This window comes from Samsonia erythrinae, assembly GCF_004342665.1.
Taxonomy (GTDB): Bacteria; Pseudomonadota; Gammaproteobacteria; order Enterobacterales; family Enterobacteriaceae; genus Samsonia; species Samsonia erythrinae.
In genome coordinates, this window is the sequence record NZ_SMBY01000001.1 from 556042 (window position 1) to 581217 (window position 25176).

A 25176-nucleotide genomic window follows, 5' to 3' on the forward strand; every position below is an offset into this window, starting at 1 on the left:
CAGCGGGTGAGATAGACAAAATCATCGGTGACGTCTCCGGCAAATAGCTGAGAGTAAAAAGCCTCATCAACGTTGATGAGGCTTTTTAACAGTGTTTTCCAGATAATCAAGGGATTCTATCTTTTGATGGGGACCTGCAGATTGCTGATAGCGGGGAGCAGGTCAGAATAGGGATTTATTATCTCTGAATATCATTGAAATCGATTAGAAAAATCCTAAAAAAATGGCTAAGCTACTTGAATTCTGACGTTGAATACCTTTGTTACATCATAGACTGGGTATGCAATGATGATCTCAAGGAACCTATGGAATCCCAGCCATGAATGATAACGATAATTCACTATTTAAGAATAATAATCTTTCTCTTCAACAAAAATTAGAACGAGCTCGCATGGAGCTTCTTGACTTATCTGCGCGCAATAAACTCCTCAATATACCTCGGTCTAAGACTGCCAAACTTTTAGAAATCATTGATGAAAGGTCTACTGAGGTCTATCGTCTGCTCGTTAAAGAAGGAAAAGCGCTTACTTTTCTTCCGGGACGTGCAGGCAGAAAAGGGGAATTAGTTGATGATGAGGAGATGGAAACCGGGTCGGATGATGTTGACGTAGATGAGAGATTACTCATTTTTGATGACGATGTTGAGCCAAGTGCCATCCGAGCTGAGCATCAGGATACAAAATTGCAAACAAGGTTAACGCCGCAAGGTTTGCAGAAAAGATTATTGGATCTTTATCATGATTCGAGAACGTTAGAAGAAGAACAGGGAGTAAATATACTTTATCTGACATTAGGAACCTTAAAATGGATTGATCCTAATAATAAAGAAAACATCAGATATGCGCCTTTGATCCTTATTCCAGTCTCTCTTGAACGTGGAAACGTTGGTGAAAGATTTAAACTGCGTGCGAGACAAGATGAAATTATTGAAAATCTTTCACTGGAGTCTTATCTCCAACGAACGCATGAAATCTTATTGCCTAAGATCAATACGGATGAGGAGTTAGATCTTTCTAGATATATTGATGAAGTTTCTCAGGCTGTGCAGATAAAACCTGACTGGGGGGTTAAGGAAAACGATATTACTTTGGGTTTTTTTTCCTTCGCTAAATTCCTAATGTACCGGGATTTAGACCCGGAAAACTGGCCTGAGGACGACAATATTACAGATCAACCTCTTATACAGTCTCTTATGGTTGATGGATTTAATGAAAAAGATGAAAGACTCTCGGATGATGCGCCGATAGATCCTTTCATTCTTCCGAAAGATATGCTCCATATTATGGATAGTGACACCTCCCAAACTCTTGCTATCCACGATGTTCGTCAAGGAAAGAACCTTATTATTCAAGGGACTCCGGGTACAGGTAAATCTCAGACGATTGCAAACATTATTGCTTCTGCTGTGGCTGACGGTAAAACGGTCTTGTTTGTCGCGGAAAAAATGGCTGCTCTAGAAGTGGTTAAACGTCGTCTCGACCATGCTGGTGTGGGGGATGCATGTTTAGAGTTACACAGTAATAAGGCAAATAAAAAAGTCTTCCTGGAGGAATTAAAAAGGGTCTGGGAGCTGGGTTCTCCAAGGGGAGAATTTCCAGAAACCTTAGTTGAAAATTTAACGGATGCTAGGGATAGGCTTAATGCCCACCCAGCAAGGCTGCACAAAATATATCATCCTTCCTCTTTTACTCCCTATCAGGTTATGGGACATCTAGTCCGATTACGTCAGTCAGGCCAAGCTCCTACAGATTTTAGTCTCAAAAATTTTGAAAATTGGAATGCCAATGATCTTGAGAAACGTCTTGATCTCGTAAAAGAGATCGTTGAGAGAATTCGGGATATTGGCGTGCCAGATCGGCATCCGTGGAGTGGTGTTGGTCTTGAACAGATTTTACCAATGGATGTGGAAAAATTACTCCCACGTTTGCAACAGCTTGAAGACGATGTTGACCGTCTCACTACTGATATTGACTGTCTGTCGGGCAAACTTGAGGTGACTCCTGTACCAGATATATTCTCTTCAATTAATAAATTAGTCGAAGTTGCGGAATGTATTAATAAATCACCTGACTTATCAGAGAAAGCTCTTACTTCAACTGTCTGGCTCGATGAAGCGTCCGAAATTAAGAGACTTATTGAATCTGGTAATGAATATCAGCGAACCCGGTTAGATCTTGAAAAGGACATCATCTCCGAAGAAATTGAAACGCCAGTAACGGAACTTGAAGAGGCGCTGGCAACTCTTCCTAGGGATTTCCAAGTAAGCGGTTTTACCGCTGCTTATTCTCTGGCAAAACCCTTAGCTAAATTACGGCTCGATGCAGCCCGCTTACATGAAAAAGTTGGTACTCAGGAAGGATATTACACCGTTCAGGAAATAGAACGTCTCATTGCTTTGGGTGAAAGAATTGCAGCGGCCCCTAACGCCAGTCCCGATGCATTTATTGCATCAGTATGGGATCATGGAGTAGAGAGAGCAGCTGAACTTGTTCAGTCAATTGCTTCTTTCAAATCGATTAGTGGATCAATTGATTCTAAAATCAATCAGGTAGCCTGGGATACAGATGTTCTGGAAGCCCGAAATCTTTTGGCGAGCCATACTGGCGTCTTCCGTTACCTTAGCGGAAACTGGAGAAAAGCAAAGGCTCTTGTTGGTTCTTTACTGAGCGATCGTTCTATGTCTGTTGACCAGCAATTGGTGTTGCTGGATGAGTTAATTAAGGCGCAAGCAGAGAGGAAAAAAATCCAGGAAGGCAATGACTTTGGCCAATCTGCTTTTGGTAGCGATTGGCGCGGTGAAAAAAGCGATAGTTCTTCTTTAATGGCATTAGTTGAATGGATGAGAACGCTACGCGGAGTGGGGACTGAAGCCAGATTATTAGCCAGCCGGCTTATCGATCGTGAAGGCGTTAAGCTTCGTGCGCAGCAACTGAATCAGCTGTTGCTGCAGGTTCGGGTACAGTTAGACGCACTATGGAATGCGTTTGGTTTTTCACCTGAGGAGCATTTTTCCAATCAGGTATCTATAACCCGTGTATCACTCATATTCATTGAAGAAAAAATTCAACAGCTTATTAATATAGATGAGCAATGCGCTCGTGTAATGGTTGTCCCCCCCGCTCAAATCAATGAGCGTATCCAACTAATTATGCGTATGATCGATCTACAGAAACTCATTGCAGAAATACGTGCACGGGACCAGCTCGCTAAAAATGCTTTTGATGAACGTTGGAAAGTGTTGTTATCTGACTGGGATTATCTGGAGCAGGCTTATGCATGGCTGGAAGAAAATAGTGCATTGCGTTTTGTAGCTGCAAAACAGGTAAATAGACAAGAAACGGCTCAACATGCACGAGAAACATATCTATTCAGCCAACAGATTATGACTGAGCTTGAAAAAATTGCAGAAGAGTTAAGAGGAACTATAGAAAATCTTTTCGGTTCAGCATCTGAAAAATTAAAGATATCGACTGCACGAGAGAAACTTAAAGCATGGATTACGAATTCAGAACAACTCTCTAAATGGGTTGCTTATCAGCATCGCATAACTCAGGCTAGAAAATATGGGTTATCTGAGGTAGTAGAGAAACTGGCTAGTGGGGGGCTTGCGCTGGATTCTGCTATTTCAGCCGTAGAGCGCACCTATTTTGAGTCGTTACTTAAAATTATGGCTCATGAAGAACCTGATTTAGTTCGTTTTGATGGCGAGCTTCACTCTCGTCAGGTCAGGGGATTTGCAGAGCTTGATCTTAAACGCATTAAAGCAGCAAGCCTTGAAGTTGTCCGTGCCCACCATAGGCAAATCCCCGCCAGGAACGGAGGCGTGGGTCCTGTTGGGGTTCTACGTTCTGAAATGGTGAAAAAAAGAGGTCATTTGCCGATTCGTCAGCTAATGCTAAAGGCTGGCGTGGCTATTCAGGCATTGAAGCCGGTAATGATGATGAGTCCGCTATCGGTAGCCCAATTCCTTATCCCCGGAAAACAAAAATTCGATCTTCTTGTCATGGATGAAGCGAGTCAGATACAGCCAGTTGATGCTATCGGCGCGATTGCTCGCTGCAATCAGGTTGTTGTTGTTGGTGATGAACGACAGCTTCCTCCAACACGATTCTTCGCAAAAATGACAGAATCGGCTGATAACGATGATGATGAAGTATCTCAGGTCTCTGATATAGAGAGTGTTCTGGGCTTATTTGTTGCCAGAGGTTTATCTCAGCGTATGTTGAGGTGGCACTATCGCAGCCGCCATCAATCATTAATTGCGGTATCAAATAGCCAGTTCTATGAAAATAAACTTTTTATCGTACCGAGTCCTTACACTCAGGAAGCAGGTATGGGGCTGCAATTCCATTACATTCCTGATGGTGTGTTTGAATCAGGCGGTAAGGGAACGAATACTGTCGAAGCTAAGGCTATTGCTAAAGCAATTATGGAACATGCCCGTAAATATCCTGAACAATCGCTGGGTGTTGCAACATTTTCTGTTTCTCAGCGTAAGGCTATTCAGGATGAACTTGAGCTATTACGACGCCTGAACCCTGATCTGGAAGAGTTCTTTAGTGCTCATCCGAGTGAACCTTTCTTCGTTAAAAACCTGGAGAACGTGCAGGGTGATGAACGTGATGTGATTATGATTTCTGTTGGATATGCCAGAAATGCGCAAGGGTATATTGCAATGCGTTTTGGTCCTTTAGGTGCGGAGGGCGGTGAACGACGGTTGAATGTCCTTATCAGTCGAGCTAAGCGTCGATGTGACGTTTACGCTTCCATTACGGATGAAGATATCGATTTGGAACGAGCAAAAGGTAAAGGCGTATTTGCCTTCAAACTCTTCCTGCAATATGCACGCACGGGACGAATATCGATGGCTCAGCGTACAGAAAGAGAAATGGATAGCGTGTTTGAAGAACAAATCGCTGATGCGCTTCAGAAAGCTGGCTATCAAGTCCATCCTCAGGTAGGTATTGCCGGATTCTTTATCGATTTAGCTATCGCTGACCCAGATATGCCGGGACGATATTTAATTGGTATTGAGTGTGATGGCCGTGCTTACCACTCATCGCGCTCAGCTCGCGAACGTGATCGTCTGCGTCAGGCTGTACTGGAAGATCATGGGTGGATTATCCATCGAATCTGGAGCACTGACTGGTTCCATCGTCCTGAAGAACAGCTAGAGCGCACGCTTCAGGCTATAGCATCCGCTAAAAAAGAGTTGTCAGAAAGGACGGAACAATTACGACAGAGGGCGCGAGCAGTACCTGTTGAGATTGTTACTGTCGATAGGGGACCAGTTGTTGAAATAGGGCTTGTCGATTCAGATAATTCAAACGAATCGGAGAATATCTATGTGGAGGCGACCCCATCCGTTAATATGGGTTACGAATTACATGAAACTCCTTTGGGCATTCTCAGCGAAATGGTTGAACAGGTTGTTGAGGTGGAGTCTCCGGTACATGTGAGCGAGGTTATAACCAGATTACGAACTGCCTGGGGATTACAACGTGCTGGAGCTAGAATTGAGGCCATTGTTAACAGGGCCATTAATCTGGTATGTAATAAAGGTGACATTCTTCAGGATGGTCAATTTTTAATACATCAAAAGTCAAAAATTATTTTGCGGAATCGACAGAATGTTCAATCATCGGGATTACGTAAATCTGAGATGTTGCCTCCTCAGGAAATAGCTGTGGGGATTATCGACGTTGTGAAAAATAATTTTGGAGCCACGGAAGAGGAAATAGTGATGTCTATTTCCAGATGTCTTGGATTTAAAGCAACAAGTGGAGCTTTACGTAAAGTAATTACAGATGTAATTGAACAACTTCTCTTTAAAGGTATTCTTCTAAAAGAAGATACACTAATCGTTGAGAATAAAGAAACCATTACAGAGTAATTTTTTTAGGATGGACTCAAAGTATATTTTGAGTCCATCCTTTACTGAAAGTATTAGATGGTTTTGAATCGCCACATGTTTCGTAGATATTTCTAAGTCAGTTAAAGTGACTTAGAAATAACCTTTGAAGTTAATTATTAAAAATAAAGTGATAAATTTCCGTTTTTTGATTATGGGCAGTCATCCTGTTACCCGAACTCAATCTTTTCCTGCGCCACTTCCAGTGGCCGGAAACAGATGTTTAGACGCTTGACTCGAAAATTATCATTAAACGACTCGTATATTAATTATTAATCAGGACGAGGCGCGCACGACAGGCGTCCGCCGCTGCCGCTGGTCGCACCACAGGGTGAAGATCCCCGCCAACGCCACAATCCCCGCGCCTATCAGCGTTGACGAACCGGGCAGGCTATTTAAGAACAGGTAGCCAATCAGCATCGACCAGACCAGCGTGGTGTAATCAAACGGCGCCAGCAGCGAGGCGTCGGTAAAGCGCAGGCTTAGCGTCACCAGAATTTGCGCCATGCCGCCGAAGAAACCGCAGCCTACCAGTAACAGAATCTGGCCCGGCGTTGGCCGAGCCCAGCCGAACAGGCTGGTTGCCAGACCAATCAGGGTGGTCATCAGCGAGAAATAAAAGACGATAGCGCCGGGTTTTTCAAGGCCGTTGAGAAAACGGATCTGAATGTTGGAGGTCGCGGTGCAGAGCGCGGCCAGCAGAGCGAATACGACGCCGAGGGCCATCCCGGATTGAAGCTGGCCGCCGGCGAACAGGGAGCCGCTGGCGGTTAAGCTGGCGGAGAGCATAAACAAGATGCCGGAAAAGCCGACAATCACCCCCAGCCAGCGGGAAAAACGCACCCGCTCTTTTAACAGCAAGGCCGCCATGATAACGGTGAATAGCGGCGCGGCGTAACTCAGGGCGGTGGCGTCGGCGAGAGAAATCGACACCAGCGCCAGATAGTTGAAATACATTCCGCCGGTACCGGAAAGGCCGCGAATCAAATGACCGAAAAGATTTTTGGTTTTAATGCTCGCTAGCACGTTGCCTTGAATTTTTAACCAGATGAGCAGGGGGATCATGGCGATAAAGGAGCGGAAAAAAATCACTTCACCGGTCGGGATCGCGCCCTGCAATCCTTTGACGCAGGCCAGCATTAACGTCGCGCACAGCGCGGAGAGTATTTTTAGATAAATCCCAAGTCGGGCATTCATGTGACTACCTTTGCTTAACGGTTGCGGAGGGCGCGGCGTGGATGTGGCTCATGGCGTTACAGTAGAGGGAACGGCGGCTGGGGGGATAAGATAATTTTGTTCTGTCAGGATAATTTTTGCTTATTTCCCCGCTGGGGCCGTCATATAAATCCCCTATCACCCGACAGCGTTTCCCTCTTACCCAGCGCGTTAACAATGCCGATATAGTCGCAATAAGTGGTTAGTCATACTGGCGCAACGGATAACCTCTTACCGGGCGTCGGTATTCTTTTATCCAGACCGAGGGGAAACAAGAATGAAACTGAAGCGAAATGCGAGTTTAGCACTGGCTCTGACGCTGGCATCGGTGTCCGGCGTCGCGTGCGCCGACATGCTGGCGGATATTCATGCGCGCGGTGAGCTGAAGTGCGCGGTCTATTCCGACGTGCCGCCGTTTTCTGCCCCGGATCCGCAAACTCGCCAACTGGTCGGGATGGACGTCGATCTCTGTCATGCGCTGGGTAAACAGATGGGCGTCAAGGCGCGTCTGGTTCCGACCTCCGTAGAGGCGCGAATCGCCGTCATCGCTACCGGGCGCGCCGACGTGCTGATTGCCAACCTTGCCTACACCAAAACGCGTGGCCGCCAGATCCAGTTCAGCGATCCCTATTACGTCGCGAAAGAGATGCTGCTGGTTAAAGAGGCGAACGCCGATAAAACCCTCGACGATTTCAAAGGTAAGCGCATCAGCGCCACTAAGGGCACCACCTCGGAACAATCCATCGTGCTGAAGGGCGGCAAGCCGGTCACGTTTCAGGATGCGGCTTCGGCTTTCCTGGCCCTTGAGCAGAATAAAGCGGTGGGCTTCGTCACCAACACCATGACCGGTATTAAAATGATCGGTCAGGCGAAAAAGGATGGCATCAATCTGGCGATGATTAAGGAACCGATGGCGCTTGAGCCTATCGGTGTGGGGATGAAGCTGGGCGAACCGCAACTGCTGGCCAGCGTCAACGAAAGCCTGAAGATAATGGATAACGACGGGACGATCGACAAGATCTGGGATACCTGGATTGGGCCGGATACCGAGTACAAAATGGTCCGCGAAGAACGGGTGCAGCCGTTATCCAGTCTCAAGTTCGAACCGCTGGAATAAGTATGACGCCGACATCAAAAGCCTTGTTACCGGAGCGCCGCGTGGAGGTTCACGCTGACGCCCCGGCGCGGATCTCCATGATGGGCAGCCGGGCCTGGCTGATCGAAGCGCCCGGCGCTTTCGACCTTCCGACACAGCGGCGCATCTGGTCGCTGGCGCAGAGTCTGACGCAGTGGCCGGAGGTGGCGTCCTTGATCCCCGGCGTGACGAATTTACTGGTGTTGCTACGCGATACGCCGGAGGAGCCGATGGCGGTGGAACGCCGCCTGCACGCCAGCTGGCTGGAGGCACAGGCGCTCGATGTTCAGGGGCGGCAGATTGATATCCCGGTGTGCTACGGCGGGGAACACGCCACCGATCTGGACGCGGTTTGTCGCCACACCGGTTTTTCCGCCCGGGAGGTCGTTCGTCGTCATTCGCAGGGGCGGTACACCGTGGTTGCGCTCGGCAGCGCGCCGGGGTTCGGTTATTTACACGGTCTGGATCCGCGTTTGGCGACGCCGCGTAAAAAAGTCCCGTCGCTGAATATGCTCAAAGGAACGGTCACCATCGGTGGGCCGCAGGCGGGTGTCTCGGTGCTGACCGGGCCGAACGGCTGGAATGCCATCGGTTACGCGGAAATTGAGGTGTTCAATCCTTATGCCGCCATGCCCGCACTGATGGCGCCGGGCGATATCATTCGTTTTCTGCCTGAGAGGGTTGAACTGTGATTGAGATTGAGCAAAGCGCATCGCTAAATACGATCCAGGATTTAGGCCGCCCGGCGTGGCGTCACCTTGGCGTCTCAGTGAGCGGCGTGATGGATCCGCTGGCGCTGCGCGCCGGCAACACGCTGTTGGGAAACGAGGAAAACGCGGCGGCAATCGAAGTACAGATGTTCCCTTTCCGCGTGCGTTTTTTGGCGGACACCCACATTGCGCTCACCGGCGCCGATTGCCGGGCGAGGCTCGACGGCGTCGATCTACCTGCCTGGTGGGGCTGCGCGGTGCGCAAAAGTCAGGTGCTCGAACTGCGCTTTCCCCGTCGCGGCGCGCGCGGTTATTTATGCGTGGCCGGGGGCATTGATGTCCCGCTGGTGCTGGGGTCGCGCAGCACCGCCCTGCGTGGCGGCTTCGGCGGATTAGAAGGACGGCCATTGCAGCGCGGCGATGTACTGCCCTGCGGGGCGTGGCAGGGCGCGTCGCTTCCGGCGTCGGGGATCGGCATCGTGCCGCCGGAAATCGCCTTAAACGCTTTTTTCCCCTGTAATGCGCAGGGCGACGTGCAGATCCGCGCGATCCCCGCCGGCGAGTACCCGCTGTTTGCCGCCGACGCGCCGCGCTTCTGGCGCCAGACGTGGAAGATCTCGCTGCACAGCAACCGTACCGGCTATCGTCTGACGGGGGACCCCATCCAACCCGCCGAAACGGTTGAACTGCGCTCCTACGGCCTGCTCCCCGGCATCGTTCAGGTTCCGCCGGCCGGCGAACCGATTATCCAACTGAGCGATGCCAACACGGCGGGAGGGTATCCCAAAATCGCCTGCGTGATTGAAGAAGACCTCTGGCGCCTGGGCCAGTTGCAGGCAGGTCAATCCATTCAACTGGTACAGTGCGATACGCATACCGCCATCGCGGTGCGACAGGCGATTGAACGCTGGTTGCAGCGTCTGCGCGCCAGCATCGCGCCGTTGACCAGCGTTGTCGCGTTATAAGGAACTCAGCATGAAAATTGATGTGAACTCCGATATGGGAGAAGGTTTTGGCGTTTATCAACTCTGTGATGATGCGGCGCTGATGAATATTGTCTCTTCCGCCAACATTGCCTGCGGTTTCCACGCGGGGGATCCGGCAATCATAACCCGGATGGTGCGGCTGGCGAAGGCGCGCGGCGTGGGCATCGGCGCTCACCCCGGTCTGCCGGATCGGCAAGGATTCGGGCGCAAAGAGATGGCGTTCTCTGACGAGGAGATCGTCCAGCAGGTGATTTATCAGCTTGGCGCGCTCTCCGCCATTGCTCGCGCCGAGGGAACCCATGTTGCCCACCTGAGCTTTCATGCGGCGATGGGGAACCGGATTAACCGTGACGACGCGCTGGCGCTACAGGTGATGCAGGCGGTTGCCCGGATCGATCCGCGGCTGATTATCTTCTGTCAGCCGGACACCATTATCGAACGGGCGGCGCAGGCGGCGGCGTTGCCGACGCTGACGCTGTTTCTGGCCGACAGGGCCTACGACGATGACGGACAGCTGGTGCCGCGCGGCATTGCCGGTTCGCTGATCCAGGAGGAGGCGGCGGTACGCGCCAGAGTGCGCCAGTTTCTGCAACAGGGGACGGTAACGACCTTTCACGGCAATACATTGCCGGTGCGTGCGCGTTCGATTCTGGTGCATAGCGACACTCCGGGTTCGCTGGCGCTGGCGGCGCGGGTACGCAGCGAGATTGAAGCCTGCGGGGCGACGGTGGCGTCGGCGACGGAGGTGCTGGCGCAGTAAATTAACCTATCGCGAGGGGCGCGAAACCGCGCCCCGATCCCCGTCTGCTCTCCCTGTGCATTTCCGACTTCCCTTATCCTTCCCGCCCCCGTCCGCGACGCCTTTGCGTATTGTGGCGTCATGCGTTGGTCAATCCCGAAGACCGGGCGCATGCGTCTGTGTGCGGATAAAAAAATGCCTGCCGGTTATACGGCAGGCATTTCAGAGGGGTGAGTGCGCGAAACCTGCGCACTGACGCTTAACGGCAACCGGCGCAGAAGGCGGCGAGCCGATCGCAGCCGGTTTGCAGTCGCGCCATGCTGGTGGCGTAAGAGAGGCGGATATAGGGGCTCATGCCGTAGGCCGCACCCTGTACCGTCACCACATGCTGCTCTTCGATCAGCGCCATCACGAAATCGGCGTCATTGCTGATGAAATGCCCGCCGGCGCTGGTCTTACCGATAAACTCCGCGATGTTAACGAACAGATAGAAAGCGCCCTGCGGCTTATGGCAACGCAGGCCGGGAATTTCGGCAAGGCGGCCGAGAACGTAATCGCGGCGCTGGCGATAGATTTCCGCCCGCTCAGCCAGCAGATCCTGCGGGCCGTCAAGGGCGGCGATGGCGCCGGCCTGCGACAGCGTCGCGATGCCGCCGCTGTTTTGCGTATTAACGTTGCTCATGGCCTGAATGAGCGCGGACGGGCCGCCGCAAAAACCCAGCCGCCAGCCGGTCATCGAGTAGGCTTTTGAGACGCCGTTCACCGTCAACACGCGATCGTACAGCCGCGGCTCCACCTGTGCCAGCGTCCAGAATTTCACGCCGTCGTACAGCAGATGCTCATAAATATCATCGGTCATGATCCAGAGCTGTGGATGGCGCAGGAGCATCTCACCCAGCGCCTGAAGCTCGGCATGGGTCGCGACGGATCCGGTCGGATTGCTGGGATAATTCAGCAGCAGCCATTTGGTTTTCGGGGTAATCACCGCTTCGACAGCCTGCGGCAGCGGTTTAAAGCCGTGCTCTTCGTGGCAGCTCACCGGAACCGGCGTCCCGCCGGCGAAACGAACAATATCGGCGTAACTAATCCACGAGGGTTCGGGGATGACCACTTCGTCGCCGGGATTAATCGTCGCCATCATGGCGTTGAAGATAATTTGTCGGGCGCCGCCGGCGGTCAGGATCTGGCTGATGTCGTAGCGCAGTTCGTTATCGCGCAGAAACTTCCGCTGAATAGCGGCGCGCAGCGCGGGGGTGCCGTCTGTCGGCGGGTAGCGGGTATCTCCGGCGCACGCCGCGGCGTAGGCGGCATCGATCACATGGGGCGGCGTGGGAAAGTCCGGTTCGCCGGTCGAGAGACCGACGACGTCGATTCCCTGCGCGGCGAGATCGCGCGCTTTTTGCGTCATGACGACGGAGGCGGAGACGGTAACATGTTTGAGGCGGTCGGCGATATCAGGCATGGGGCAGCGGTTCCTGGTTACAAGGTCAGCACACCCGCACGCGGCGCAGAACGATCCGCCGCGTGCGGCGAGAGGGGGTCAATACACGCCAACCAGCATAGAGCGGGAAAAAGGCGAGGGGCTAATAGCGCTTTGTTGTGGGGACATAACCCAATGCGATGACTGACGAGGAACGTTCTCCTGACGGCCTGCGGACGGTCAGGGCGTACTGACGCGGCGCTGCCCCTTGACGGTGCAAACGCACGGGCGATGGAGGACAAACGGCCCGCCTATGCCGCGTTACCGGCGGTCTGCGGGGGCTTTGTGGTTATGGCATTGATTTTGCTTGTCATAGGCGTATGCATTGATAGGGGACTGCTACTATGAATCTTCGCCGCCTGAAATATTTCATCAAAATTGTCGACGTCGGGAGCCTGACGCAGGCCGCTGACATTCTGCACATCGCCCAGCCCGCGCTCAGCCAGCAACTGGCGACGTTGGAGGGCGAGGTCGCTCAGCAGCTATTGATTCGTACCAAACGCGGCGTGACGCCAACCGACGCCGGGAAAATTCTCTATACCCATGCTCAGGCGATTTTGCGCCAGTGCGCTCAGGCGCAGAGCGCCATTGACGGCGCGGGACTGGCCCTGAGCGGACAGGTTTCCGTCGGACTGGCGCCGGGCACCGCCGCCCAGCAACTGGCGATCCCGCTGTTGACCGAAGTGCGGCGCCAGCATCCGGGGATCGTGCTCTATTTCAATGAGAACTTTGGTATGACCCTCAGCGAGTTAATCATGAGCGGACGGATGGATATGGCGGTGATTTACGGTGACCGTGATATTCATGGGCTGCGTTTTCTGCCGCTGATGAAAGAGGCGCTCTTTTTCGTCTGTCCGCACGCGCTGGGACATCCCCGTCGTGAAATTCCTCTGGCGGAGGTGGCCCGCTACGATCTGTTCCTGCCGCGCATTTATAACATTATGCGTAAAGCGGCGGACGACGCTTTTACGCAGGCCGGGCTGAGCTACCGGGTGAAGTGCGAAATCGAATCGCAGACGACGCTTAACGCGGCGCTGGCGGCGGAGCTCGGCGGCACCATCATGCCGGAATCCGCGGCGCGCGCCATGCTCCAGCCCGCCAATGCCTGGATGGCGAGGATTGTCGACCCCGATGTGCTCACCTCGCTCTCTTTCTGTATGTCCGACCATCTGCCGCTTTCGCAGCCCGCGGAGGCGGTGAAGGGCGTGTTGCTCTCTCTGATGGCACAGCGGACCGAGGACAATCGGCCCTTAGCGCTGGTGGGATAATAAGTCTCCCTTATTACCTCAAAGCGAAACCCTCTTATCCGCTCGTCCGATACCCGCGCTAGAGTCAATGCTCTGGCGCGTGGCGCTGCCGCGATCTGACCCTTGCGCGATGGAATCATGATGGAAAAACAACAGATAGCCCTGAAGGACGTGCGCCAACTGGCGCAGAAGATGCACAACGCCGGACTACGGGAAATTGAGTGGCGCGGCGCGGACTGGTCGGTTCGCCTGCGCTATCCCGGCGTAAAAACGACGGCCAAACCGCCTCAGCTTCCGCCGCCAACGGCGACCGAAACCCGCCTGCTGCCGGTGTGTTCCCCCATGCCGGGACGCCTGCTGCTGAGCCACCCCAGCCAAGGGGAACCGTTCGTCAGCGAGGGGAAGCATATTGAGCCGCACGATATCCTCGCGCTGGTGCAGGTCGGGCCGCTCTATTTGCCGGTGCGCGGCCCGGTGGCAGGGACGATCGCACGCGTTGTCGCAACCGCGGGGAGCCGGCTGGAGTACGGCAGCGAGATCGCGCTGCTGCTGCCTGTGGACGCCGACTGCGTGACGTTATAAGGGCCCCTTATCGGGCCAAACTATTTATGTCTTATCCCCTGTGGAGATAACTGCATACAGTCAGAAAAACAACGTCAAAGGCAGATCGGTCTGCCGCAACAGGAGAAGCACATATGCCATTTTCAGATTATAAAGTGGCCCTGGTGACCGGCGCTTCCGCCGGGATGGGTGAAGCGATTGTCGAACGCCTTTGTCAGGAAGGGATTGTCGTCCACGCGGTGGCGCGTCGTCACGAACAGTTAGCCGCCCTGGCGGACAGAACCGGATGCATTCCCCACGCCATCGACGTCGGCGATCTCCCGGCGCTCACCGCGCTGTGCCGCGATCTCCCGGTTGATATTCTGGTGAACAACGCTGGCGTTTCGCATCCGGGATCCATTCTCGATGCGGATGCCGACCGGGTGAATACCCAGGTGGATGTCAACCTGCGCGCCGTGCTGCACCTGTGCCGTCTGCTGGTGCCGGGAATGGTGGCGCGCGACTGTGGCCACGTCATTAATATCACCTCCATCGCCGCGATTTATAACTTCAACGGCAACTCTATCTATCACGCCACCAAAGCGGGGGTACACGCGCTGTCGCGCCAGCTGCGCGTTGATTGCTACGGCAAGCGGGTGCGGATCACCGAAATCTGTCCGGGGCGGGTGGCGACGGAGATTTTCGGTAACGTTTCCGGCGACCACGAAGACGCGCGCCGCCGCTTTATCGACGGATTCGAGCTGCCGGAGGCACAAGACATCGCCGACTGCGTGGCCTTTGCGATTGCTGCGCCGGTGGCGGTCAACATAGGGAATATTGAGATCACCCCGACATTGCAGGTGCCCGGCGGACTGTCCACGATGCGTCCCGGCGAGCGCGAATCCTGAGTGACGACAAGCGAGGAGGGAATATGGTACTCGACTTCAGTCACGTGATGACTGGCCGCTACGGCCAGATGATTCTTGATGGCACCGTCGTCACTCTGGAACTGGCGTTGGGCGCATGGCTGCTCGCCATGTTGATTGCGCTGGTGTTGGTGATGATCCGCCTGAGCAACAAGCGCTTCGCGCAGCTGCTGGTGGCGGCTTACGTTTCCTACCATCGCAACGTACCGACGCTTATCCAACTGATGATGTGGTATTTCGCGATCCCGACGCTGTTGCCCGAGTCGTTGCAGATGTGGGTGAACGAAATGAATGCGGAATTTCTGTTTTCGCTGGTCGCGCTCGGACTGTGTCAGGCGGCCTACTTCTCTGAGGATATTCGCAGCGGTCTGCGCGCCATTCCCGCCGGGCAGAATGAAGCGGCGAGAGCGCTGGGAATGGGGTATCTACGCGCCATGTGGCTGGTGATGCTGCCGCAAGGGATCGGCAACGCGCTGCCGTCGGTGATTAACCACACCGTGCTGCTGTTCAAAAATACCAGCCTTGCCATGGTGATTGGCGTCGCCGAATTGACTTACGTCACGCGCGACATTGAAAACCAAACCTTCCGCACCTTCGAGGCTTATGTGGTGGCGACAGTGGGCTATCTGGCCTTCTCTTTGCTGCTGATGGGGGTGGGGGCGCTGCTGGCACGCCGCTTTCAGCGCGCGTATGCGAGGTAATCAGTATGTTGGATTTTTTCACGATTCTTCACGATAACGGCTTGCTGCTGCTAATGGGACAGTATCCTGATGGCCCGCTGGGCGGGGTGCTGTGTACCCTGTTGGTGTCGCTGCTGGCGGTGCTGTTCGCCTTTCCGGTCGGCGTGTTGCTGTGCCTCGCTCGCCTCTCGCCGTGGCGCTGGCTGAGCTGGCCGGCGACCTGCTGGATCTATCTGCTGCGCGGCATCCCGCTGATGATGGTGGTGTTCTGGACCTATTTCTGCGTACCGCTGCTGATCGGCCACAATATCAGCGGCTTCAGCACTATGCTGTGCACGCTGATCATCTACGAGAGCGCCTATATTGCCGAAATCGTGCGGGGCGGGATCCAGTCGCTGCCCGCCGGGCAATATGAGGCTTCCCGTGCGCTGGGAATGGGGCACATCAGGGCGCTGGGTTTGGTGATCCTCCCGCAGGCGCTGTACAACTCGCTGCCGAGTCTGGTCAGCCAGTTGGTTTCAATTATCAAAGACAGCACCCTCGGCTACGTCATTAACGTTCCGGAACTCACCTATGCGGCCAATCAGGTCAGCAACCAACTGCTGACGAAACCGTTCCAGGTCTTCGCCATTGTGGCGCTGAGCTACTACATCATTAACTTTAGCCTGACGTGGCTGGCCAACCGTCTGGAGCGACGTATCGCCAGCAGGAGGCAATGCGCGCTGCCCGCGACGGGAAAGCCGGCCACGCCGCTGGTTCTTGACCAGTCGCCATCACAAACGCAATAAGGAGCAACCATGCGACCGATGATTCTGTTCAATCAGGTGAATAAATGGTACGGGGAATATCAGGCCCTGACCAACGTCAGCGCCGAAATTAAAAGCGGCGAAGTGGTTGTGGTGTGCGGCCCGTCCGGATCCGGGAAGTCGACGTTAATCCGCACGGTCAACCGTCTTGAACCCATTGAGCAGGGGCAGATTCTGTTTGACGGCATCGATATTCATGGCTCCAGCACCCGGCTGAACCAACTGCGGACGCGAATTGGCTTCGTCTTTCAAAGCTTCAACCTGTTTCCGCACGTTTCGGTGCTGGAAAATATCATGATGTCGCCGGTGAAAGTCCTCGGCGAAAAGCGCGCCGAAGCCCGGCGCCATGCCGGGGAACTGCTGGAACGCGTAGGGCTGTCGCACAAGGCTGACGTTTACCCGGCGCAGCTTTCCGGCGGCCAGCAGCAGCGGGTGGCCATCGCCCGGGCGCTGGCGATGAAACCGCCGGTCATGCTGTTTGATGAACCGACATCCGCGCTCGACCCGGAGATGGTCGGCGAGGTGCTGAGCGTGATGCGCGGGCTGGCGCAGGAGGGGATGACCATGATGTGCGTCACCCATGAAATGAACTTTGCTCGCGACGTCGCGGATACGATCTGGTTTATGGATCAGGGGCAAATACTGGAAAAGTCCACGCCGGATAAATTCTTCACCGCGCCGCAGCACGCGCGCGCACGACGTTTCCTCAATGATTTACTGGTTCATTAGCAACCGAGCTAAACGAGTATCGCGCCCGGATGCATCGTCCGTTGAACCGATTATCCGCAACGAAGTCCAACATGTCTTTTCATGCCGGATGACCTTCTTTTTAAGGAAGAAAGGCCGAAAACTCTACTTTAGGCCGGTACTGAACAAAGGGAAGAGATCGCGATTATTGCAGGCATCATAGATGATAGATGAATGAGCAGGATTTTGGGTCAGGGCACTTTCGTGGTGAGGCCAATCCAGACCTGACATTCCAGGAACTTGAAATCAAATCATCCTTATATTGGCTCATATCTCATATAGAGAGAAGCCGCCATAGCATTCTGGCGGCTTAACTTTATGAGGAATGCTCAGATACTCCCTTCTCCAACTAATCAGGTTTACTCGCCTCGCGCAGGAGAAAGAGTATCGACCTTAGCGCAGAAAGCCTGTTCTGACATAAAACAAACTGCACTCCCTCTTTATAAAAGACATGACTACTTTAACAGATCCGGTATGGCAGGAATCGCTGGTGCGTCGGCAATGTCTTTTGAGTCCATACGAAACGCCTGTGGATAATGGCTGCGGTCGGAACGGCGCGGCGGTTCTGTCGAGCGCCACGTATAGATGCATCGATCGCATTGATATACCGTCCATATGCCGGAAACAGGGCTATGGGCCATTTCGTTTATGTGGTCATGACCACAGCGAGGACAAACTATGTTCATTTTTTCTCCAATAATCTTTAGCGCTTTGCGTGAATGAGATCGGTGAGCTTTTTGATCCAGGCTGACGTTTCAGGCAGATCCCGTGCAGGCTGACTGAAATGTCCGCGATCGTCAGGCGTAACTGGCGTCGTTGCGTCTATTACTAGCTTATCCGTAATACCAGAGGGAGATGAGCTTGGATCGAGTGCAACAACTGACATGTTATGCAACTGAACCAGGTCTCCAGCGGCATTAACCTTTGTTGACAGCGCCCACATTACCTGTGGCAAATTAAACGGGTCCACATCTTCATCGACAACAATCACCATCTTGAGATAGCCCAGACCATGAGGTGTGGTCATAGCTCGCACACCAACCGCTTTAGCAAATCCCCCATAACGTTTTTTGGTCGAAATAATGGCTAATAATCCATGGGTATACATCGCATTTACGGCCTGGACCTCAGGAAATTCAGCTTTAAGTTGTTTGTAGAGAGGGACACAGGTCGCGGGGCCGATAAGGTAATCGACCTCTGTCCAGGGCATACCCAGATAAAGTGTTTCAAAAATAGGCTGTGTGCGATAAGACACCTTATCTATGCGGATAACGGGCATGCTGTGACCACCGGAGTAATGGCCGGTAAACTCGCCAAAAGGTCCTTCTAATTCCCGCTTACGACTCTCAATCACACCTTCAATAACCACTTCTGAGCCCCATGGAACGTCAAATCCGGTAAGCGGAGCGGTGGCGATAGGATAGGCCGAACCGCGTATCGCTCCGGCCATTTCGTATTCGGATTGATCATAGCGTAAAGGGGTCGAGGCCATCACGTACATAAAGGAGTATTTTTTGTTCGATAACACTTTATTTCATGTTATGCGTGTTTTATTGCAGGAACATACCGCACGATGGACGACACTCGTCCCGGATCTCACGAAGCCTCAATATGCGGTACTGGAAGCATTGATGATATCCGGAGATTTGGATCAGATTGCTCTTGGGCATGCGAGCGCGACGACAAAAGCGACACTGACAGAAATGCTGGGCCGAATGGAACAGCGCGGACTCATTGAGCGTCAAAATGATAAAACAGACAAGCGAAGAAGAATTGTCCGTCTTACCGCGGTAGGCGAAGCAAAGCTGGTTGCGATTCGCCCGTTTGCTGAGAGCATTACTAACAGCATGATGACGGGCTTGTCAGCTCAGGAGCAAGAAACACTCATCGCACTGCTGGCTAAAGTTAGAAAAGGGGTAGCGGCGACTCAGGAACAATGTTAATCGAGACAAAACAATTACTACTTGTACGCTGTACGCTCAGAACAAGTCGTCTGCATTCTTGCATTTTTGGACTGTCCCCGAACCCGTAGACAAATCTGCCCTGCGGGTTTCCTTGCCACAAAAATAGTATCTGAAGAACCAGAAACGTGAACCAGTCGGTTTAACGTGAAGGTACAGACCGTGTGAATCGGATCGTTTTATGGGGGTAACAGGTGGTTGTAAGTTGCGGATTTTTGAGGCGCTGCGACAACCCCATCGGCCCATGTCGTCAATCGTTGAACGGAAAAAAATCAACATCGAAAGATGAGATTGCCGGTGGGGGAATGGCGTCAGCAAAAGGCGTGCATCAACCGCGCAAATATCCGTTGTGGCGGCTGCACTTACCGTATCGGATAGGGCGGAAGATCATGCTGACGAACGGCATCGCCGCGTGCCGGTATCGGGGATGTTATGTCATTGAGGGACACCGCCGTATTCTCTTTTCTTTTGACGTGAGATTTGAATGCGGTTCGACGTCACCTCTGCTTTACATAACCTCTGCTTTAAGGTAGAGCAACATTGCACCAATTCAAGTCAGGCGAGGATGATACAGAACTTCACGAGAAAAAATACTCATTAGATTCATTGTGTTAAAAAATGGCATGTGTCTTGCTTTAGGTATTCCATCTTGTATACCAGTTGGAATTCACACATGGCATCAACCTTCGGATTCACACTTCAGGATTGGCAACACCGCTATCGGCAGGACCCCCAATGCATCAGTTCATTGCTGGCGGCGCATCTCGACGCTATCGACCGGCAGGATAATGCGTGGATCTATCTCGCCACACCCGCACAATTGCAGGCACAAATCGAACCGCTGCTGACGCGTTACCAGCGTAATCCGGCGGCGCTGCCGCTGTTCGGCGTCCCTTTCGCAGTGAAAGACAATATTGATGTGGCAGGCTGGCCAACCAGCGCAGCCTGTCCGGCCTCGACTTACACCGCCGAAGCGGATGCGTTTGTGGTGGCTCAGTTGAAAGCGGCGGGGGCGGTAGCGATCGGCAAAACCAACCTCGACCAGTATGCGACAGGGTTAGTCGGTACGCGCTCCCCGTTTGGGGCGGTGAGAAATACATTTAACCCTGACTATGTCAGCGGCGGTTCCAGTTCGGGGTCCGCTTCGGTACTGGCGCGTGGTCTGGTGGGATTTTCACTCGGAACCGACACGGCCGGTTCCGGGCGCGTACCGGCGGGCTTTAACAACATCGTGGGACTTAAGCCGACTAAAGGCTGGCTGTCTGCCAGCGGTGTAGTGCCCGCCTGCCGCCTGAATGACACCATTTCCGTATTTGCCTTAACCGTTGAGGATGCCTTTGCGGTCGCGACTGTTGCAGGCGGCTACGATGCCGGAGATGCCTACTCACGCAGCAACCCCTATACCGCGCCAGCCAGCTTCAAGGCGCAGCCGGATTTTGCGATTCCGGCCACGCCGGAATTCTTTGGCGATAAGCAGGCCGAAACGGCCTGGCTGCATGCGTTGGAGCAACTGCAAGCGGGCGGTGCCACATTGCACCCTATCGATTTCACCCCATTCCACCGACTCGCTGAACAGCTCTATTACGGCCCGTGGGTCGCTGAGCGTACCGCCGCGGTCGGCGAGATGATCAAGCGCCCTGAAGATATGGATCCGGTGGTGTACGGCATAGTCAGCGGCGGCCTGAAATATACCGCCGTAGAGGCTTATCAGGCCGAGTACCTGCGTGCGGAGCTGGCGCGTCAAATCCAGCAAACGCTGGCGCAGTTTGATGCCGTCGTGGTGCCGACCTCGCCCACGATTCGTACGCTGGAGGAGATGACGCAAGAACCGGTGCATTACAACTCGCAGTTCGGCACCTACACCAATTTCACTAACCTCGCCGACCTTAGCGCACTGGCACTGCCTGGACCATTCCGTGCCGATGGTCTGCCAGCGGGCATCACGCTGATCGCGCCTGCCTGGCACGATCGCGCACTGGCCAGTTTTGGCCTGCGTTGGCAGCAGCAGATGGCGTTGCCCTTGGGTGCCACCGGCAAACCGCAACTCGCGCAGCACGCGCCATTACCTGTCTCAGCCGAACACGTGCGCGTGGCGGTGGTCGGCGCGCATCTCACCGGTATGCCGCTCAACTTCCAGCTGACTACCCGCAATGCGGTATGGGTGGAAGAGACGCAAACCGCCGGCAACTATCGTCTGTTTGCCTTGCTGGAGGGGCCGATTAAGAAGCCGGGCCTGTTGCGCGGCGACAGCGGTGCAGCGATCACCGTCGAATTGTGGGATATCCCCTTAGCGCGTTTTGGTGAATTCGTGGCTGAAATCCCGGCACCGCTCGGTATCGGTTCACTGACGCTGGCCGATGGCCGCACGGTGAAAGGATTTATCTGCGAACCGGCGGTGTTGACGCAAGCGCTGGAAATTACTGAATTCGGCGGCTGGCGTAACTGGCTGGCCTCTCAGGAGGGGAAATAATCATGTTCAACACTGTTTTGATTGCCAACCGTGGCGAAATCGCCTGCCGTGCCATTCGTACCCTGAAGCGCCTCGGCGTGAAAAGCGTTGCCGTTTACTCAGATGCCGATCGCAATGCTCGTCACGTCACAGAAGCCGATGTGGCGATTGCGCTCGGCGGTGATAAAGCCAGCGACAGCTATCTGTGTATTGATAAAATTCTGAGCGCCGCCAAAGAGACCGGTGCAGAAGCCATCTGGCCTGGCTACGGCTTCCTCTCTGAAAGCCTGCCGTTTGCCGCGGCCTGTGAAGATGCGGGCATTGCATTTGTCGGCCCGACAGCGCAGCAGATCGGCGAGTTTGGTTTGAAACACCGCGCACGTGAGCTGGCGGCCAATGCCGGTGTGCCGATGACACCCGGTACGTCATTACTGGATTCACTGGAAGAAGCAATCAGCGCCGCGAAAAACATCGGTTACCCTGTGATGCTGAAAAGCACCGCGGGCGGTGGCGGGATTGGTTTGAATCGCTGTGCCGATGAAGACGCACTGCGCAACGCCTGGGAAAGCGTGCGCCGTCTTGGCGAACATTTCTTTAGCGATGCCGGGGTATTCTTAGAGCGCTGCATTGATCGCGCCCGTCACATCGAAGTACAGATTTTTGGCGATGGCAGCGGCAAAGTGATTGCCTTCGGCGAGCGCGACTGTTCAGTGCAGCGTCGCAATCAGAAAGTCGTGGAAGAAACGCCCGCGCCCAACCTCCCGCAGGTGACACGTGAAGCGTTACTGGCCTCAGCCGTACGCCTGGGTGAATTGGTCAACTACCGTAGCGCTGGCACCGTTGAATATATCTATGACGTCGAACAAGATGCGTTCTACTTCCTCGAAGTAAATACCCGTTTGCAGGTGGAGCATCCGGTCACGGAGTGTGTCACCGGTCTCGATTTAGTGGAGTTAATGCTGAACGTCGCGGCGGGGGATGCTATTGACTGGGCGCGCCTACAGCAGGAGCCTAGAGGCGCATCCATTGAAGTGCGTATCTACGCTGAAGATCCGCTGAAAAATTTCCAGCCAAGCCCTGGCGTGCTGACCAACGTCACCTTCCCGGAAAATGTGCGTGTGGATGGCTGGATCGACACCGGCACCGAAGTTTCCGCGTTTTACGATCCGATGATCGCCAAACTGATTGTTCACGCAGATACGCGTGAAGCCGCACTGGTGAAGATGCAGCAGGCGCTGGATGCGACCCAACTGCATGGCATCGCCACCAACCTCGACTATCTGCGTCAAATCGTGGCGACCGATGCTTTCCACAGCGGCAAGGTATGGACTCGCTTCCTCGACAACTTCACTCCATCTGCCTGCGTGATCGAAGTGATGCAACCGGGTACTTTCAGCAGCATTCAGGATTTCCCTGGTCGCCTCGGTTATTGGGATATCGGCGTTCCGCCTTCCGGCCCAATGGATGACTTTGCCTTCCGCCTTGCTAACCGAATTGTGGGCAACCACGACAGCGCAGCCGGACTGGAATTTACTCTGCAAGGCCCTACGCTGCGTTTTCATAGCGATGCGGTGATTGCCCTGACCGGTGCCGATTGCCCGGCAGATTTGGATGGCGCCAGGCTGGCTTACTGGCAGCCGATTAGCGTCAAAGCCGGGCAAACCTTGACCTTAGGCCGCGCGCAGAGCGGTTGTCGCACCTATTTGGCCGTGCGCAACGGTTTTGATGTACCGGAATACCTTGGTAGCCGTTCTACCTTTTCACTCGGTCAGTTTGGTGGTCATGCCGGACGCACTCTGCGCGTGGCTGATATGCTGCCGATCTCCCAACCGCTGCTGGCGGCCTGCACCACGCCAGCGCCCGTCAGCGAGCCTCAGGCGCTGGATCATGCGTTGGTGCCACATTATGGCAACGAGTGGCGCATCGGTGTGTTGTACGGACCACACGGTGCGCCAGACTTCTTTACTCAGGCCGCTATCGATGAATTTTTTGCCAGCGACTGGACGGTACACTACAACTCCAACCGCCTTGGTGTGCGCTTAGCGGGCCCCAAACCGACATGGACGCGTGCCAACGGCGGCGAGGCCGGGCTACATCCCTCCAACGTACACGACTGCGAATACGCCATTGGCGCGGTGAACTTTACCGGTGACTTCCCGGTGATCCTGACGAATGACGGGCCAAGCCTCGGCGGTTTTGTCTGTCCTGTGACCATTGCCAAAGCCGAGCTGTGGAAAGTTGGTCAGGTTAAGCCCGGCGATCGTATTCGCTTCCATCCGATCAGCGTGGAAGAGGCGGTTGCGCTGGAAAAAGCGCAGGCGGAGTGCGTGACTACGCTCCGCAGCTATCACGCGACGACGTTTGACGTACCGTCACTGGCGGTCACTGCGTTTGGTTCCGCGACATTGCTGGCGTCGCTGCCCGCCACAGAAACAACACCCGCCGCCGTTTATCGTCAGGCCGGTGACAAATATGTGCTGATTGAATACGGCGATAACGTGCTCGATTTGGCGCTGCGTCTGCGCGTGCATTTACTGATGAGTGCGCTCCGCGAGCGTGCGGTGCCTGGCGTGGAAGAGTTATCGCCGGGTGTGCGCTCTCTGCAAGTGCGCTATGACAGCCTGATCCTCAGCCAGCGGCAACTGATGGAGCTGCTGCTGGAATTGGAAGCCGGCTTGGGTGATGTCAGTCAGCTGAAAGTGCCGTCACGCATTGTCTGGATGCCGATGGCGTTTGAAGACAGCGCCACTCTTGGTGCCGTCGAACGCTATAAAGAAACCGTGCGCGCCAATGCGCCATGGCTGCCGAATAACGTTGATTTTATCCAGCGTATTAACGGGCTGGAGAGTCGCGAGGCCGTGCGCGATACCCTCTTTGACGCGAGCTATCTGATCCTCGGACTGGGCGACGTGTATCTGGGAGCACCCTGTGCAGTGCCCATCGATCCGCGTCACCGCTTGCTCAGTTCTAAATATAACCCGGCGCGGACATTCACCGCGGAAGGCACGGTGGGCATCGGCGGCATGTACATGTGTATCTACGGTATGGACTCGCCCGGTGGTTATCAACTGGTGGGGCGCACGTTACCGATCTGGAACAAATTCCTCAAAAACGATCAGTTCGCGCAGAACGAGCCATGGCTGTTGAAATTCTTCGATCAGGTGCGCTTCTATCCGGTCACCGAAGATGAGCTTACCCAACTGCGCGACGATTTCCGCGAGGGCCGTGTCAATCTTCGTATTGAAGAAACGCTGTTTGATTTCGCGCAACACCAGCAGTTCCTCTCTGAAAACGCGGCGTCTATTCGCGCCTTCCGCCAGCGTCAGGCAGCCGCGTTCGAACAGGAAGTCACGCTTTGGGAACGGGATGAAGAACCCGAGCCCACACTGATGACAGAAACAGCGTTAGACGACATCGACAATCAGGCGCTTGTTCCTGTCAGCGCAGATATGAACGGCAACATCTGGAAAGTGTTGGTGCAGCCGGGTGATGAAGTGGAGAGCGGTCAGACGCTGGTCATTGTGGAAGCAATGAAAATGGAACTGGCGATTGTCGCCCCGCAGGGGGGAACGGTGAAACGCATTGCGTGTCAGGCTGGGCGTCCGGTGAGTCCGGGCGACCCCCTATTGTGGTTGGAATAAGGA

At 54.2% G+C, this 25176-nt stretch carries 18 protein-coding genes and 1 pseudogene; 14 read left to right on the forward strand and 5 right to left on the reverse strand.

Features of this window, described 5'->3' with window-relative positions; all coding sequences use genetic code 11:
* Positions 1-319 precede the first annotated feature (319 nt).
* On the forward strand, positions 320-5893 hold the full coding sequence (locus EDC54_RS02525; protein WP_132452905.1) for a DUF3320 domain-containing protein: 5574 nt from the start codon (positions 320-322) through the stop codon (positions 5891-5893).
* A 294-nt stretch (positions 5894-6187) separates the two neighbouring features.
* Here EDC54_RS02525 and EDC54_RS02530 read toward each other — a convergent pair whose 3' ends face one another.
* A complete protein-coding gene (locus tag EDC54_RS02530) occupies positions 6188-7108 on the reverse strand; it encodes a DMT family transporter (RefSeq protein WP_132452907.1) in 921 nt (306 codons plus the stop codon).
* Positions 7109-7403: 295 nt separating this feature from the next.
* Here EDC54_RS02530 and EDC54_RS02535 point away from each other — a divergent pair, with 295 nt between their 5' ends.
* From EDC54_RS02535 to EDC54_RS02550, 4 genes are read left to right on the forward strand one after another with little or no spacing between them, the layout of a single operon-like run.
* The gene (locus EDC54_RS02535; protein ID WP_132452908.1) at positions 7404-8243 is read left to right on the forward strand and encodes an ABC transporter substrate-binding protein; all 840 of its coding nucleotides are present in this window, start codon (positions 7404-7406) and stop codon (positions 8241-8243) included.
* A gap of 2 nt (positions 8244-8245) precedes the next feature.
* A complete protein-coding gene (pxpB, locus tag EDC54_RS02540; protein WP_132452910.1) occupies positions 8246-8953 on the forward strand; it encodes a 5-oxoprolinase subunit PxpB in 708 nt (235 codons plus the stop codon).
* Complete coding sequence (locus tag EDC54_RS02545; protein WP_132452912.1) at positions 8950-9936, forward strand: 5-oxoprolinase subunit C family protein; 987 nt, start codon at positions 8950-8952, stop codon at positions 9934-9936. The genes pxpB and EDC54_RS02545 overlap by 4 nt, the downstream gene beginning before the upstream one ends.
* 10 nt (positions 9937-9946) lie before the next feature.
* Complete coding sequence (locus EDC54_RS02550; RefSeq protein ID WP_132452914.1) at positions 9947-10717, forward strand: 5-oxoprolinase subunit PxpA; 771 nt, start codon at positions 9947-9949, stop codon at positions 10715-10717.
* Positions 10718-10955: 238 nt separating this feature from the next.
* Here the strand turns inward: EDC54_RS02550 and EDC54_RS02555 are convergent, their stop codons facing one another.
* Entirely contained in the window at positions 10956-12158 is a 1203-nt protein-coding gene (locus EDC54_RS02555) for a pyridoxal phosphate-dependent aminotransferase (RefSeq protein ID WP_132452916.1), read from the reverse strand.
* A gap of 362 nt (positions 12159-12520) precedes the next feature.
* Between EDC54_RS02555 and nac the strand changes: the two genes are divergently transcribed.
* The 6 genes from nac (at position 12521) to EDC54_RS02585 (ending at position 17104) form a co-directional block, all read left to right on the forward strand.
* On the forward strand, positions 12521-13444 hold the full coding sequence (nac, locus tag EDC54_RS02560; RefSeq protein ID WP_132452918.1) for a nitrogen assimilation transcriptional regulator NAC: 924 nt from the start codon (positions 12521-12523) through the stop codon (positions 13442-13444).
* Between the two features lie 117 nt (positions 13445-13561).
* Positions 13562-14005: an acetyl-CoA carboxylase biotin carboxyl carrier protein gene (locus EDC54_RS02565; RefSeq protein WP_230514450.1), complete on the forward strand. Its 444-nt coding sequence runs from the start codon at positions 13562-13564 to the stop codon at positions 14003-14005.
* A gap of 113 nt (positions 14006-14118) precedes the next feature.
* Positions 14119-14871 (forward strand): SDR family oxidoreductase, encoded by a 753-nt coding sequence (locus EDC54_RS02570; RefSeq protein ID WP_132452920.1) that lies wholly within the window; start codon positions 14119-14121, stop codon positions 14869-14871.
* Between the two features lie 23 nt (positions 14872-14894).
* Positions 14895-15590, forward strand: a complete 696-nt coding sequence (locus tag EDC54_RS02575) for an amino acid ABC transporter permease (protein WP_132452922.1) — start codon at positions 14895-14897, stop codon at positions 15588-15590.
* 5 nt (positions 15591-15595) lie between these two features.
* Positions 15596-16357: an amino acid ABC transporter permease gene (locus EDC54_RS02580; protein ID WP_132452924.1), complete on the forward strand. Its 762-nt coding sequence runs from the start codon at positions 15596-15598 to the stop codon at positions 16355-16357.
* Between the two features lie 9 nt (positions 16358-16366).
* A complete protein-coding gene (locus EDC54_RS02585; RefSeq protein ID WP_132452926.1) occupies positions 16367-17104 on the forward strand; it encodes an amino acid ABC transporter ATP-binding protein in 738 nt (245 codons plus the stop codon).
* A gap of 473 nt (positions 17105-17577) precedes the next feature.
* On the opposite strand, the gene EDC54_RS17985 is transcribed toward EDC54_RS02585, so the two are convergent.
* Both EDC54_RS17985 and EDC54_RS02595 read right to left on the reverse strand, forming a co-directional pair.
* On the reverse strand, positions 17578-17808 hold the full coding sequence (locus EDC54_RS17985) for a non-oxidative hydroxyarylic acid decarboxylases subunit D (RefSeq protein ID WP_380895366.1): 231 nt from the start codon (positions 17806-17808) through the stop codon (positions 17578-17580).
* 17 nt (positions 17809-17825) lie between these two features.
* Positions 17826-18617: pseudogene (locus EDC54_RS02595) on the reverse strand (UbiD family decarboxylase); the annotation flags it as partial.
* A gap of 46 nt (positions 18618-18663) precedes the next feature.
* On the opposite strand from EDC54_RS02595, the gene EDC54_RS02600 reads away from it, so the two are divergent.
* Positions 18664-19065, forward strand: a complete 402-nt coding sequence (locus EDC54_RS02600) for a MarR family winged helix-turn-helix transcriptional regulator (RefSeq protein ID WP_132453634.1) — start codon at positions 18664-18666, stop codon at positions 19063-19065.
* 36 nt (positions 19066-19101) lie between these two features.
* Here EDC54_RS02600 and EDC54_RS18170 read toward each other — a convergent pair whose 3' ends face one another.
* Positions 19102-19362: an Arm DNA-binding domain-containing protein gene (locus EDC54_RS18170; RefSeq protein WP_329957839.1), complete on the reverse strand. Its 261-nt coding sequence runs from the start codon at positions 19360-19362 to the stop codon at positions 19102-19104.
* A 394-nt stretch (positions 19363-19756) separates the two neighbouring features.
* On the opposite strand from EDC54_RS18170, the gene atzF reads away from it, so the two are divergent.
* Together atzF and uca are read left to right on the forward strand one after the other, a co-directional pair.
* Positions 19757-21553 (forward strand): allophanate hydrolase, encoded by a 1797-nt coding sequence (gene atzF / locus EDC54_RS02610; protein WP_132452928.1) that lies wholly within the window; start codon positions 19757-19759, stop codon positions 21551-21553.
* 2 nt (positions 21554-21555) lie between these two features.
* On the forward strand, positions 21556-25173 hold the full coding sequence (uca, locus tag EDC54_RS02615) for an urea carboxylase (protein ID WP_132452930.1): 3618 nt from the start codon (positions 21556-21558) through the stop codon (positions 25171-25173).
* The last annotated feature ends 3 nt before the right edge of the window (positions 25174-25176 follow it).